13 protein-coding genes are annotated in these 12,620 nt (G+C 57.6%); 7 read left to right on the forward strand and 6 right to left on the reverse strand.

Translation table 11 applies throughout. The annotated features are described in order from the left end of the window. Positions 1-16: 16 nt before the first annotated feature. The 3 genes from G7064_RS06040 to G7064_RS06050 are packed head-to-tail and all read left to right on the forward strand — an operon-like array spanning position 17 to position 2,356. Positions 17-1,045, forward strand: coding sequence for a sensor histidine kinase (locus G7064_RS06040; RefSeq protein ID WP_166072882.1), 1,029 nt, complete (start codon positions 17-19; stop codon positions 1,043-1,045). A 33-nt stretch (positions 1,046-1,078) separates the two neighbouring features. Then, positions 1,079-1,564 (forward strand): DoxX family protein, encoded by a 486-nt coding sequence (locus tag G7064_RS06045; protein ID WP_166072883.1) that lies wholly within the window; start codon positions 1,079-1,081, stop codon positions 1,562-1,564. An 18-nt stretch (positions 1,565-1,582) separates the two neighbouring features. Further along, entirely contained in the window at positions 1,583-2,356 is a 774-nt protein-coding gene (locus tag G7064_RS06050; RefSeq protein WP_166072884.1) for a LytR/AlgR family response regulator transcription factor, read from the forward strand. A 36-nt stretch (positions 2,357-2,392) separates the two neighbouring features. On the opposite strand, the gene G7064_RS06055 is transcribed toward G7064_RS06050, so the two are convergent. From G7064_RS06055 to G7064_RS06080, 6 genes are all read right to left on the reverse strand, one after another. Further along, the gene (locus tag G7064_RS06055; RefSeq protein WP_166072885.1) at positions 2,393-3,193 is read right to left on the reverse strand and encodes a LytR/AlgR family response regulator transcription factor; all 801 of its coding nucleotides are present in this window, start codon (positions 3,191-3,193) and stop codon (positions 2,393-2,395) included. Between the two features lie 81 nt (positions 3,194-3,274). Then, complete coding sequence (locus G7064_RS06060; RefSeq protein WP_166072886.1) at positions 3,275-4,402, reverse strand: sensor histidine kinase; 1,128 nt, start codon at positions 4,400-4,402, stop codon at positions 3,275-3,277. Between the two features lie 4 nt (positions 4,403-4,406). Beyond that, positions 4,407-5,078 carry a hypothetical protein gene (locus tag G7064_RS06065; protein ID WP_166072887.1) on the reverse strand — a complete coding sequence of 224 codons (672 nt, stop codon included), beginning with the start codon at positions 5,076-5,078 and terminating at the stop codon, positions 4,407-4,409. Positions 5,079-5,149: 71 nt separating this feature from the next. Next, positions 5,150-5,830: a hypothetical protein gene (locus tag G7064_RS06070; RefSeq protein WP_166072889.1), complete on the reverse strand. Its 681-nt coding sequence runs from the start codon at positions 5,828-5,830 to the stop codon at positions 5,150-5,152. 143 nt (positions 5,831-5,973) lie between these two features. Continuing rightward, a complete protein-coding gene (locus tag G7064_RS06075) occupies positions 5,974-6,492 on the reverse strand; it encodes a putative porin (protein ID WP_166072890.1) in 519 nt (172 codons plus the stop codon). After that, positions 6,438-8,216, reverse strand: coding sequence for a TonB-dependent receptor (locus tag G7064_RS06080; protein WP_166072891.1), 1,779 nt, complete (start codon positions 8,214-8,216; stop codon positions 6,438-6,440). The genes G7064_RS06075 and G7064_RS06080 overlap by 55 nt, the downstream gene beginning before the upstream one ends. A gap of 281 nt (positions 8,217-8,497) precedes the next feature. Between G7064_RS06080 and G7064_RS06085 the strand changes: the two genes are divergently transcribed. From G7064_RS06085 to G7064_RS06100, 4 genes are all read left to right on the forward strand, one after another. Further along, entirely contained in the window at positions 8,498-8,998 is a 501-nt protein-coding gene (locus G7064_RS06085) for a hypothetical protein (protein ID WP_166072892.1), read from the forward strand. A 181-nt stretch (positions 8,999-9,179) separates the two neighbouring features. Beyond that, the gene (locus tag G7064_RS06090) at positions 9,180-10,400 is read left to right on the forward strand and encodes a Gfo/Idh/MocA family protein (RefSeq protein ID WP_166072893.1); all 1,221 of its coding nucleotides are present in this window, start codon (positions 9,180-9,182) and stop codon (positions 10,398-10,400) included. 266 nt (positions 10,401-10,666) lie between these two features. Beyond that, positions 10,667-12,100 (forward strand): amidohydrolase family protein, encoded by a 1,434-nt coding sequence (locus G7064_RS06095; RefSeq protein WP_166072894.1) that lies wholly within the window; start codon positions 10,667-10,669, stop codon positions 12,098-12,100. Between the two features lie 60 nt (positions 12,101-12,160). Then, on the forward strand, positions 12,161-12,610 hold the full coding sequence (locus tag G7064_RS06100; RefSeq protein WP_166072895.1) for a GNAT family N-acetyltransferase: 450 nt from the start codon (positions 12,161-12,163) through the stop codon (positions 12,608-12,610). The last annotated feature ends 10 nt before the right edge of the window (positions 12,611-12,620 follow it).

The following is a 12,620-nucleotide window of genomic DNA, read 5'->3' on the forward strand; positions in this document are numbered from 1 at the left end:
ATCCACGCTACCTACCATGCAAGACCGTCAGTTGCTGCTGTTTGGAGTTCCGATTGTCAGCCTGATGATGCTCCTGCCGGAGGCTAATTATGCGTTTCAGTCAGTTGCCGCCTTTCTGGTTAGCTGGGCGATTTCGCTGCTCTATACCCTCATCATTTGGCTGGGCACGCGCACCATCTGGCAGTGGCTGTGCCGACGCTATCCGCAGGTGGGCCAAACGGCGGTGCGGCTGTGGTGGCTGGCCACTGCCTGCATCGTTTACTCCAGCTTAGCTACCGTTGCCATCACCGTCAGCCTGACCATGATTTTGCCCCCCGCGCTATTCGGGGCGTTGAGCACCGAGCGCCTCCTAGTGCAGGTGCTGGTAAATCTGGTGCCCACGTCGGTGGTAATGCTGGTGTATGAAAGCCAGCATTTTTTTCAGCAATGGGAGCAAAACGTGCGCCGAGCCGAGCAGCTCACGCAGGCCGGCGTACAAAGTCAGCTCGAAGCCCTGCAAAACCAGCTCGACCCGCATTTTCTGTTTAATTCGCTTAATACCCTTTCGGCTCTCATTGAGCCGGGCAATGCGGCGGCCCAGGAGTTTGTGGAGCAGCTGGCCGATGTGTACCGCTACGTGCTGCTCAGCCGCGAAAAAGTAACCGTGCCACTGGCCGAGGAGCTGGCGTTTGTGGATACTTACGTGGCCCTGCAAAAAGTCCGATTTCGCGATAACCTGCGAGTCGAGCAGCACATTCCGGCCGAAGCGCTGGAGCAGCATGTAGCTCCGCTTAGCGTGCAGCTGCTGGTAGAGAATGCGCTCAAGCACAACGTTGTATCGCGCGAAAATCCGCTGGAGCTGCGCCTCACTGCCGACCCGGCTACGGGCTACTTGACCGTGGAAAACGCCCTGCGCCCGCGCCTGGCGGGCTTGGCGCCGGGCACCGGCACGGGCCTGCGCAATGTGCAGCATCGCTACGAGCTGCTCCACGCTCCTCAGCCCGTTGAAATCAGCACCGCGAACCGATGGTTTCGGGTGCGGCTACCGCTGCTGGTGCCCCGCTGAAAACCGCTCTTTTTCTCTGTCGCACTTCTTGCTATGAAACCCTTATTTGTATTGCTTGGCGTATTCGGGCTGTTGGCAGCGGGCACGTATTTTTGGCAGGGCTACGTTGATGTTGTGCTTGCCGGCAACGGCGCTATGGCTGCCATGCTGTTGTTTACGGGCATAGCACACTTCGCTTTTACCAAAGGCATGATGGGGATGCTGCCGGACTTTTTGCCGGCCAAAAAGGCGTGGGTGCTGGCTACAGGGGTGTTGGAAATCGTGGCGGCCGTGGGCTTGCTACTTCCAGCCTTGCGCCCACTCACGGCTTGGTTTCTCATCGCCTTTTTCATCCTGATTTTGCCCGGTAATATCATCGCGGCTCGTCGGCACCTGAACTACCAAACCGGAACCCTCGATGGACCGGGCTTGCGCTACCTCTGGTTTCGGATTCCGCTTCAGCTATTTTTTATTTATTGGACATGGACTTTCTCGCTAGCCTGGCCCTCCTATCTCGCTAATTTTTCTCATGTAATTTAGGTTACCCGTACGTTCTCCATGACCGTTTTAATACTGGAAGATGAGTACCCAGCCGCTGAGCGGATTCAGCGCGTGCTGCACCAAGCCGCGCCCGAAGCCAACGTTGTGGCGGTGCTGGATAGCGTGGCAGCGGGAGTAGCGTGGGTACAGTCAAATTTGCCCCCCGACCTTATTCTGGCTGATATTCACCTGGCCGACGGGCTGAGCTTCGAGCTATTTGAGCGCGCGGTGGTACGCAGCCCGGTCATCTTCACCACGGCCTACGATGCCTATGCGATTCGGGCGTTCAAGACGAATAGCATCGACTATTTGCTGAAGCCCATCAAGGTGGCGGAGCTAAAATCGGCCCTCACCAAGCTGGAGTACTGGCGGACACCGGCCGCGCCGCCCCCACCCGACGCGGCCCAGCGCTTGGAGCGCCTGCTCGACAGCTTTCCTCGCCCCGACCAACCGTACAAATCACGCTTTCTGGTGCGTAGCGGCGAGCAGCTATTACCCCTGCCGGCGGAGCAGATTGCTTGGTTCCAAAGCCGCAATGAGGTCACGACGCTGGCCACAGTAGATGGGCGCCGGTTCGTGGTGGACTACACGCTCGAGCAGTTGGAAAGCTTGCTCAACCCACGCCATTTTTTTCGTCTGAATCGGCAGTTTGTCGCTCATTTGCAGTCCGTACAGCGCCTGCATCCTTATTTTAATGGCAAGCTGAAGCTGGATTTGGCCCCCAGTCCCACCGATGAAGTGGTGGTGAGCCGGGAGAAAGCCAGCGTATTTAAGCAATGGCTGGAGGGCTGATTTAGGGGGCCTAAACCTGGTTTGGGGGCAAATTTTCTACCTATCCAACCACGCTTTGAACGCGGGCACTCGCTCGCGGCTTACCAGCACCGGCCCTTCGGGGCAATGCTGTAGCACGGTTTGGAGGCGGGAGTTGGTGTAGTGAATAATGTCCTGAATGGCGCTGGCCTGCGCCAGATACGTGCGGTTGAGGCGAAAAAACTGGCGCGGATCGAGCAAGCCTTCCAGCTGCTCGAGCGTGTAGTCCACCACAAACCGGCGGTTCTCGCGGGTTTGAAGCAGAGTAGCTTTTTCGAGGCTAAAAAAGTAGGCTATCTGCTCCGTGGCAATAGTTTTAAGGTGCTCGCCCACTCGCACCACAAACTGCTCTTTGTAGGCTGGCCGGACTTGCATCTGCTGTAATACCTGCGCCAGCAAGGCCGGATCGAAAGCTGTAGCGGGCGTGGCCGGCTGGGCGGCGCTGCGTGAGCGGCGCAGCTTCTGCACGGCCGCTTCCAGCTCACCGGCATCAATGGGCTTGAGCAGATAATCCACGCTATTCACCTTAAAGGCCCGAATAGCATACTGGTCGTAGGCGGTGGTGAAGATAACCGGACAGGGCACCGTGGTTTGCTCGAACAGCTCAAAGCTCAACCCATCGGCCAGGTGAATATCCAGAAACAAGACGTCGGGCGCGGGTTGCAGGGTATCGAGCAGCACCTTGGCCGCCGCCACCGATTCGGCCGTGCTTATCACCTCCACCGCTGGCGTCTGACGCCGCAACAGCTCCGTCAGCCGCCGAGCCGCCAAGGGCTCATCTTCAATAAGTAAGGCTCGAAGCGCTGGCAAAGTAGACATGTGTTAGTTGATAGTTTCGGGGGCTCCGGGGGCTTTTTTTCACTGAAAGTGGAGGCGTGTAGTCGCGTTTCTACTCCTTGATTATCCCAGTTCCAGCAAGGGCAGCGTCACGACAAACTCGGTGGCGGTGGGCTGAATAAGCATGGGCTGATTGGTTAGAAAAGCGTAGCGGGCTTGCAGGTTGCGCAGGCCCAAGCCGCTGGTTTCTTCGGGGCTGAGGCGGCGCGGCCGCAGCGTATTGCGCACGGTGAGTTGTCGGGCTGGCAAGTTCAGTTCGAAGCTGATATGCAAGGGTTGCTGCTGGAGCGCAACGTTATGCTTGAGCGCGTTTTCCAGTAGCAATTGTAAGCTCAGCGGCGGCACCATGAGGTGCGAGGGCACACTATTCGGGTCGGGCAGCTCGGCCTGCAGGGCTTCGCCGTAGCGGATGCGCTGCAAAAACAGATACGCTTTGGCAAACTCTAGCTCGTCGGTGAGCGACACCACTTCCCGGCCGCGGGCATCGAGCACGTAGCGGTACACCTGCGACAATTGCCGAATAAAGCGCACGGCCAACTGCGGCTCTTCCTCTACCAGCGAGGTAAGGGCGTTCAGGGCGTTGAACATGAAGTGCGGATCCAGCTGCTGACGGAGCGTTTCGGCTTCGGCCTGGGCCATTTCCTTTTGCAAACGCTCCGTTTGCACTACGGCTTCGCGCCAGCCCAGTAAGAACGACCGGCTGTGCATGAACATAGAAATCAAAGCCGTGATGACCAGCGGAAACAAGTAACCATCCACGTATTCAGGCGAGAACAGCAACGCTGGATTTCTGCCTCTATACAAAATGAATCCGAGCCGGACGAGCATAATCACCACCAAAGAGCCCCCCAGCGACACGAGCAGCGTGAGGACCAACCGCTTGGCCGGCGCCTGCTTCCACTTCACGTATCGATCAAGCCAATCCACGGAGTAGCCGTTGGCCAGCCACAGCCCCGTCGTGTAAATGGCAGTCAACGCGAAATTCACCGCCATTTCCCGAGGATTGTCGAGGCACTTCAGGCAGGTAAGAAAGCTGATGGTGACGGAAAGCAGCAGAAGTATCAGCAGTACGCGCAGCCAGGCCCGGGTGGCTTGTCTGGGGGGCATTGTGGGATGGTTTACAGGCATAGAGCCAGTCTGGGCGACAGGTGCGAGCGTGGGAATGCCGGCAAGATACGGGCGAGAAGTCATGGGGTCAGGCAGAACGGCTATTCGTTGATAAATTGGGCTGAGCGGCTGCCGGACGCAGAGCATAATACAGCCCAAAGCCCAGCACTAGCGTTATGCCCATCACCGACGGCCCAAACTGGCTATAGGGCTTATACTGAGGCAGCACCGTGCCCGTGAAAGCCGATACTAAGGCAAAATAGGCGCTAATCATCTTCCACAGATGGTCGTAGCGCCACAACGTGCGACGCCACAGCGGCACAAAACGAAAACGCGCCAGATCATAGAGCGTCATCACTACCAAAGCTCCCAAGGTAGAATAGATAATGCCCGGCGTCCAGACCAGCTCAATGGCTTTAAGGCAAGCTACCAGCACCACACTACTTACCAAAGCCCCGGCGGCCAACCAGCCATCCAACCGGGTAGGACCCGTAGTGCGCGTGAGCACTGCCCTATATCCCGACCACGCCTGGTACACGCTCAGCAGCACGATTCCGACTAGATAACCGCGAAAATTGAACACCGCCAGCCCCAACACCGCCGTCGCGAGCACGCCCGCAGTAGCCCCCAGAAACCACCGCCCAAAGCGACGGTGGCTCGCGCCGCCCTTGCGCCCCACCATGGGCACGAGGCCAAACAGCATAGCCAGCGTGCCGCACACGATGTGTAAGCCGATATTAGCCTGATGCAGCAGCTCCATGATGGCAGAAGTTACGGAGAGAAATCGAGGGCAGGCCGCGCTGCCCTCAGCAACGCGGCCTGCGCCGGTTATTACTTAGCCGCCTGGACGCCGGCCGACTGCTCGTATGCTTTCAAACGGCTCGCTAGCTGCCGTTCGCCCCAGTTGGGTGCCAGCGGACTGCTGGGCTGATAAGCGGCAAACCGGGTTTTACCTTCCTCAAAAAGCGGCTTGGCTGCCTCAGGTCCGCCCCCAAACATCTTGGGTGTAAAGTAGATGTTGTTGCCGAGCACCAGATAAATGCGGGGGTTGGTGGGGTTTACGCCTTTGGCCTGACCCAACACTTCGCTCACCAGGCGTGAGTATTTGGCTGAGCGGTCCATGGGCGAAATGCCCAGCCGTGCCTGGTAGATATAGCCCTGCAACACCAGCAGCTCCGATTCGTCGCCGCGTAGCTTGCGGGCCTGGGTTAGCGCGGCTTCGGCCTGGTCGAGGTATTTGTCCTTAGTGGCGGCATCTTCTTTGGTTTGAAAAGTAGTGAGCAGCAGGCCGTACGCCTGATAATAGGCTGGCAGCCAATCGGTGGGAGCTGCGGTGGCCGCCCGCTCAAACTTGCTCACGATTTGCTTGAGCTGCGCGGGGTCGCCGGTACTGTTCAATTCGGTGATGGTGGCCGCCATCATCTCGGAGTAGCCAGCGGGTGCGGTAGCTTGTTGGGCGGAGGCGGATAAGGAAGCAGCGACGAAGGCTAGCAGGAGGATGAGCGTTTTCATGGTTTGCGGGAAAATATGAAGTGAGAAAAGCTGTGTGGTGGAGAGCCTGGGTCAAAGATGAGCGAAGGCACAGCGCAGAAAAATTCCGTGTTACTGAAGCGTCGGTTGGGCAGGATGAAGTGCAGAAGCCGGCGGATGAGTTTTTACTCCGGGGCCGTGTCGATATCGGCCGGACGCTTTTTGTTGATGGAGATGAGCAGCGCCACGAACACCATGCGCGGCGCGGATGGCCGCACGGCCGTGCCGCTATACAGACCATTCGCGTCCGGCGCAGCAGCGTAGCGGTAGCCAAATACATTCTCGCGCCCCAGCACATTGGTGCACGACACATGCACGATGGTCAGATTTTTCCAGAGCGTGGTGACATAGCTGGCGTTCAGACTGAAATCCTGGAAGCTGGGCAAGCGGCCCTGATTGTAGCCATCGGCTTCATTCGGATTGTGGAAAGCGCGGGGGCTATTGTAGGTATAGGTGGCGCCTACCTGCGTGTGCAGCTTCGAGAACCAATATTTGCCCACCACCGATAGGTTGTGCCGTGCGGCGAAGGTAGGCACCGCCAGCACCGGGTCGAGGCGCTGCTGCCGGCGCGTTTCCAGGAAGCCGTAGCTTACCCAGTAATCAGCATTCTTGACGGTTTTGCGGTCGCGCCACAGGATATCCACGCCGTTGGCGTAGCCGCGGCCCGTGCTGCGGTACGAAGCTGGATCATAAGGCGTGAGTAGGCTTTGGGGGCATTTTCAGTGAAGCGGACGAGGTGAGCGTAGGTTTTGGCGTAGGCTTCAACCCGCAGCGTGCGGTCGTTGTGGCTGCGCAGATACGTGAGCTGAAAATGCTGGGCCCGCTCGAAGCGCAGCCGTTGTGGATTCTCGGCCCGCAGCAGTATGTCGCTGCCGGGAGTTTGGTAGAAGTAGCCCCAAGCGCCCGACAGCTGCGTTTTTTCATTCACCTGATAGGCCAGCGCCACGCGAGGCGCGACATTCCATCGGTTCAGTATTGCTGAGTACTCGGCCCGGCTACCTACCCGGCCCACGAGCTTGTTGGTGAAGGCAATACCGGATTCAGCAAACGTGGCCAAACGCTGCTCCGAAAAGCGAAACACAGTATCCTGGGGGGAAAATTCGTAGCGCTGTTGGTTGCTTTGCGCGAGACCCTCTACGCCCAGCTTAACGTTCCAATAAGCGCTGGCCGAGTCGTTGGTGAGCACCATGCGCCCCACTACCGACTGCTCTAGCTCGTGCCGGGCTTGGTCGCTTACTTGCTGAGTTTGCGTGTCGCGGACGGCAATGCGGGCCGTTTGCACATCCCGAGTAGCTGCCGCACCCGTCTGCACCGACCAGCCCCGCCGCAATGGGCTGCGGAAAGTGGTATTCAAGTACACATTGTTGGCCTCCAGATGCACGGGCCGGCCGTGCTCCCACCCGGCTTCGGGCTGTTGCACGCCGATGTGCTGCTGATTGAACGCGCCATAAGCCTTCACCATGCCCGCTTCACCCGTACGCTGGCGCAATGCTATTGAGCCGCCCGACGATTGAAATGCTGTGAGCAGCCGCTGAGGCACCAGCCCGAAATAAGGCCGCATGTTCATGTAGTCGCCCGTTACGGCCACCGACGAGCGCTCGTAGCGCTGCTGGTGCGACAAGCTCAGCGCCCCCAACGACAGCAGTGAAATACCAGTCTGCGTTTCGGGGGCCAAATCTTCGGACTGCAAAGCCACGATTGCCGACAGCGCCTGCCCATACTCGGCTGAGTAGCCACCCGTACTAAATGCCATGCCCTTGAACAACATCGGCGAAAAACGCCCCCTGGCCGGCACACCCGCTACGCTGGCGTTGTAGGGGCTTTGCAAAGGCACGCCATCTAGGTACTGCCGAGTTTCGCCGGCCGCACCGCCGCGCACAAACAGGCGGCCTTCTTCCCCGTTGCGGGTGGTGCCGGGCATGGTGTTCAGCGCGCCTGCCACATCAGCCGAGGCGCCGGCCGTAGTCACCACGTCGCGGGCCGAAAAGACGGTATTGCGCTTGTCGCCGCCCGCCTCAAACGTGCCGGAAGTGATAGTCACGGCGCCGAGCTGGTTGCGGACTTCCTTCAGCGCAAAGGTGAAGCGCTGAGGTTTACCGTCAAGCACTACGGCTTGCTCCTGAAGCTGGTAGCCGAGCAGCGTAACAACCAGCGGAAGGGTGCCGGCCTGTTTCGTGCTGAAGCGAAAGTGCCCTAGTGAGTCGGTGCTGGCGCCATCGAAGGTTGTTTTCAGAAATACGTTGACGCCCGGCAGCGCCCGTCCGTTCTGGTCGCGAACAGTGCCACTCAGCGTGGTAGCGGCTGTTTGGGCAGTTACATAGCTGGCGGTAATCAGGAATAAAAACAGCGGAAGCAGGATGCGTTTCATGGGGGTAGCAGCGAAGTGATGACCAAAAGTGGCCGGCTGCTAAGCCCGATGAAAAGAAAGGTTACTGAAGTGTCGGATAAGGCGGATGAAGCGTGTGGCCGGGTTGCCAACCCGGCGAGACCTACCTGCTGGAGCCGTTATATCCGATACCTTGGCGGCCGCGGCAACTCAGTCGTCCTCCCAACCTATGGCCGTTATCCAACGTTGAAAAAACTCCTTTCTGCGGGAGCAAATATTCCCGATCTTCCTACTCCATTCTCACTCCCTAAACCCGATCTGCTATGGCATACACTGTAATTGGCGTGTTTGAAAGCGCCGACGTTGCGAATAAAGCCCTCCACGCGCTACTCGGTCAAGGTATTGGCCGCGAGCATATCGACGTGACTGCCGCCGATGTCAACCAGGATAATCCAACGGGTGAGTTTCCGGAAAATGATTCCTTTCACAACTTTTTCCGGGCCGTATTTACGGGCCATGAGCACGAGGTGAAAGACCATGCTGCGGCCGCCCGCTGCGGCACTACCCTTACGGTGCACGTACGTACCCGCCAGGATGCCGAGCAAGTGCAGCACGTACTTGATCAGCACGGTGCTGTGAATGCCTCCGAGTATGCCCGTCGCTATGTTGCCAAGCACGGCGGCGTGCCACTTTCGGCGCATGGCCCTGCCCCGTTTCCTCACCCAGACCCTACAGCTCCAGCAGACCAGCCCGTCGCAACGAATACCGTCCTGCGCAGCCGCATCATCGATCGGCCCCTTAGTGACGGTGAGCGCCTGCGCTAATTAGGATTTTACATCTAACTGAAAAAAGGGGGCAGCTGCATCGTCAGCTGCCCCCTTTTTGTTGCCTTGCTTGTCACCCAAAAGTCGAGTTTCCTGTTTGGATATCATCCTTGTTACCAGCTTGTAAATGCAACCCGACATTGCCTGACTAGGTACTGCTACTATACCCCAACTTTCAGCTATGAAAACCTTCGACAACACTTCCTTTTCCTCTGCCAGTGCTTCCACCTCCCGCCGTGACTTTCTGCGGCACGCCTCACTAGGCCTGGGGGGCATTTTGCTGGGCACATCGGGGCTGGCTGGCTCGCTTTCCGGGTTAGAGGCAAACAGCTTTGGGCCGGCTAGTCTGGAAGCGTGGCAGGCGGGCAAGCAGCTGAATGTGGCGCTGGTAGGATTGGGTAAATACAGTACTGGGCAGCTGGCGCCTGCCTTGCAGGAAACCAAGCTGTGCCGCCTGGCTGGCATCGTGACGGGCTCGCCGGAGAAAGTACCGGTGTGGAAAGCCAAGTATAATATCCCCGACAAAAACGTCTACGACTACAAGTCCTTCGACCGCATCGTTGACAACCCTGATATTGATATCGTTTACGTGGTGCTGCCCATTGCTATGCACGCCGAATACACGATCCGGGCCTTGCAGGCGGGCAAGCACGTGATCTGCGAAAAGCCGATGGCCATGACGCCCGCTGAGTGCCGACAAATGATTGATGCCGCCAAAAAAGCCAACAAGAAATTTAGCATCGGCTACCGCCTGCACTTCGAGCCCCACCACCAGGAAGTGATGCGTTTAGGTCAGAAGGAAATCTACGGCCCCATCAAGCGCCTGGTGGCCGACAATGGGTATGTGTTCAGCAACGATACGCCCTGGCGCGTGGATAAGGAACTGGCCGGCGGCGGCCCCTTGGTGGACCTGGGCATTTATTGCGTGCAAGGCGTGGTGTACACTAAAGGGCAGATTCCGGCTTCCGTCACGGCCAAGTTTGCGCCCAAGCCTGCCAACAATCAATATTTCAAGGAAGTGGAGGCCGGCGTGAATTGGCAGTTCCAGTTTGCTGATGGCTCCGTGGCCGATTGTCGCACCAGCTACGCCGAAAGCCTGCCCAACCGCCTCCAAGCCGAGGCGGCCAAAGGCAAGTTTGAGCTCTCGCCAGCCTTTGGATATGGTGGCATAAAAGGCACAACCAGCAAGGGCCCGATGAACATCCAGAATGTAAATCAGCAGGCTCTGCAAATGGACAACTTTGCCGACTGTATTCTCAACAACAAGCCCACCCGCGTGCCCGGCGAAATGGGCCTGCGCGACGTGCAGCTGATGGCCGCCATCTACCGCGCCGCCGAAACCGGCCAGAAAGTATCGACCAAGGATGTGCAGAATATCATCGACCGTACGAATAGCCGGTAAAGAGCAGCAAGGTCATCTAAATCTGTTATCCAAGAAGAACGTCATGCAGAGGCGGAGTCGAAGCATCTCGCGTGTTTACCAGGATTACTAATCCAACGTCAGCATGCGAGATGCTTCGGCTCCGCCTCTGCATGACGTTCTGTAAGGTAAGAATACAAGGTTGTTATAGTCACGTAAAGCGCTGGGGGGCAAATTCCGCTACTTTAGCTGAGCCAAGTACGATTGGAATTTCTCCGCTCTCTGTTTCTCGCCGCTTCTCTGCTTTTATGAAACTACACATCCTCGCTACTGCCTGCTCACTCGTCTTTATTCTGACGCAATGTGCCGCAGTAAAATCAGATGAAGCTGATCTGGTTATCACTCACGTCAATGTGATTGATGTGCTAACCGGCACCGTGCAGCCCGATCAAAATGTGGTCATTGCAAACGGCCTGATTCAACGAATAGAGAGCGCACAAAAAGCCCCCCAGCGCGCTTCTCAGCGCCTAGATGGCACGGGTAAATATCTCATGCCGGGCTTATGGGATATGCACGTGCACTTTCGGGGCGGCGACACGCTGACGGAAGCCAATAAGAACCTATTGCCGCTGTATATGGCGCACGGTATCACCACCGTACGCGACGCGGGCGGCGACTTGACGCCAGCTGTCTATGCTTGGCGCGAGCAGATTAACGCCGGCAAACTTGCTGGCCCGAGAATCTTCACTTCCGGCCCCAAGATCGATGGTCCGGGCGGCACGTGGCCGGGCTCTTTGGGAGTTGAAACGCCCGCTCAGATAACGGCCGCGCTGGATTCCTTGCAGAAACTAAAGGTAGATTACGTCAAGATTTACGAAAGCAAAATTTCGGGGGAAGCTTTCCTGAACGTTATTTCCGAAGCCGAAAAGCGCGGGCTCAAAACGACGGGCCATATGCCCTACACCGTTACGCTGCGCGAGGCTTCGGAGCGTGGCCTCGATGCCAGCGAGCACCTGTATTATGTATTCAAAGGCTGCTCCTCGCGCGAAGACAGCCTGACAACCGCCATCAAACAGAGCCTGCTCACATCTAAGCCGTTGGGCCTGTTCGCGGTGCTGCCCACCATTTATAAAACCTATGACCCAACGGTAGCGGCCGCGATGTTCAAAACCCTGGCCGACCGAAAAACGGCCGTGGTGCCGACGTTATTTATCCAGAAAACGCTGGCCAATATAACCGAGCAAGATCACGCCCGCGACACGATGCTTGCCTACATCGACCCCCGAATTCAGGCTACTTACATGGGCCGCTACAACAACGCCAAGCGCCAACCCAAAGAGACCGTTGCATTCGGCAAAAAACTCTCGGCCAAGTTCATGTCGATGATACCGGAAATGCAGGCCGCTGGCGTCACCATTCTGGCCGGCTCCGACAGCGGGCCGTTCAACTCGTTTGTGTATCCGGGCGTGTCGTTGCAGGGAGAGTTGGAGCTGCTGGTGCAGGCCGGACTTACTCCCGCGCAGGCGCTGCGCGCGGCCACCATCAACGGCGCTACATTTATGGGTGTGGCCGATCAGTCGGGCAGCATCGGAGCCGGGAAATATGCCGATCTGGTGCTACTGAATCAGAACCCATTGACCAATATCAGCAACGTCAAAAAAATTGACACAGTCATTTCGCGCGGCAAGCTTTATTCGGCCAAAGAGCTGGCAGAATCATTGAAGAAAATCAAGCGCAACTAAGCCTCGTTTTCGGAAACCTAAGCAGCGCTTATTTTGCCCGTAACAGCCTTACTATCAACCATGACGTTAGCCTGGACCAACAAAAAATTCAACGACTTATCTCTAACCGAATTGTACGAATTGCTTCGGCTGCGTAGCGAAGTATTTGTAGTGGAGCAAGCCTGCGCGTTTCAGGATATTGACGGGCAGGATATGGCGGCATATCACCTATTGGGGCACGCGCCGGACGGAAAACTGGCCGCCTACGCCCGGCTTTTTGACGTGGGCATTGCCTATGAGGAAGTCAGTATTGGGCGGGTAATTGTGGCGCCTGAGTTTCGGCGCTTCGGGCTTGGGCAGGAGCTGATGCGGCAGGCAATTGCGCACTGCGAGCAGCATTTTGCTCCCCAGCCCATCAAGATTGGCGCGCAGCAATACTTGGAGAAATTTTACGGCAGTTTCGGCTTCGTGCAGTGCGGCGAAATGTACCTGGAAGACGGCATTCCGCACATTCCCATGCGCCGGTTGTAGGCCGCCTGAT

Origin of the sequence: Hymenobacter sp. HDW8 (assembly GCF_011305775.1) — a bacterium.
Taxonomy (GTDB): Bacteria; Bacteroidota; Bacteroidia; order Cytophagales; family Hymenobacteraceae; genus Hymenobacter; species Hymenobacter radiodurans.

Excerpts from the sequence above, each read along its gene's own strand:
- G7064_RS06040 (WP_166072882.1), top strand. The coding sequence starts at position 17 with ATGCAAGACCGTCAGTTGCTGCTGTTTGGAGTTCCGATTGTCAGCCTG.
- G7064_RS06045 (WP_166072883.1), top strand. The coding sequence starts at position 1,079 with ATGAAACCCTTATTTGTATTGCTTGGCGTATTCGGGCTGTTGGCAGCG.
- G7064_RS06050 (WP_166072884.1), top strand. The coding sequence starts at position 1,583 with ATGACCGTTTTAATACTGGAAGATGAGTACCCAGCCGCTGAGCGGATT.
- G7064_RS06055 (WP_166072885.1), bottom strand. The coding sequence starts at position 3,193 with ATGTCTACTTTGCCAGCGCTTCGAGCCTTACTTATTGAAGATGAGCCC.
- G7064_RS06060 (WP_166072886.1), bottom strand. The coding sequence starts at position 4,402 with ATGACTTCTCGCCCGTATCTTGCCGGCATTCCCACGCTCGCACCTGTC.
- G7064_RS06065 (WP_166072887.1), bottom strand. The coding sequence starts at position 5,078 with ATGGAGCTGCTGCATCAGGCTAATATCGGCTTACACATCGTGTGCGGC.
- G7064_RS06070 (WP_166072889.1), bottom strand. The coding sequence starts at position 5,830 with ATGAAAACGCTCATCCTCCTGCTAGCCTTCGTCGCTGCTTCCTTATCC.
- G7064_RS06080 (WP_166072891.1), bottom strand. The coding sequence starts at position 8,216 with ATGAAACGCATCCTGCTTCCGCTGTTTTTATTCCTGATTACCGCCAGC.
- G7064_RS06085 (WP_166072892.1), top strand. The coding sequence starts at position 8,498 with ATGGCATACACTGTAATTGGCGTGTTTGAAAGCGCCGACGTTGCGAAT.
- G7064_RS06090 (WP_166072893.1), top strand. The coding sequence starts at position 9,180 with ATGAAAACCTTCGACAACACTTCCTTTTCCTCTGCCAGTGCTTCCACC.
- G7064_RS06095 (WP_166072894.1), top strand. The coding sequence starts at position 10,667 with ATGAAACTACACATCCTCGCTACTGCCTGCTCACTCGTCTTTATTCTG.
- G7064_RS06100 (WP_166072895.1), top strand. The coding sequence starts at position 12,161 with ATGACGTTAGCCTGGACCAACAAAAAATTCAACGACTTATCTCTAACC.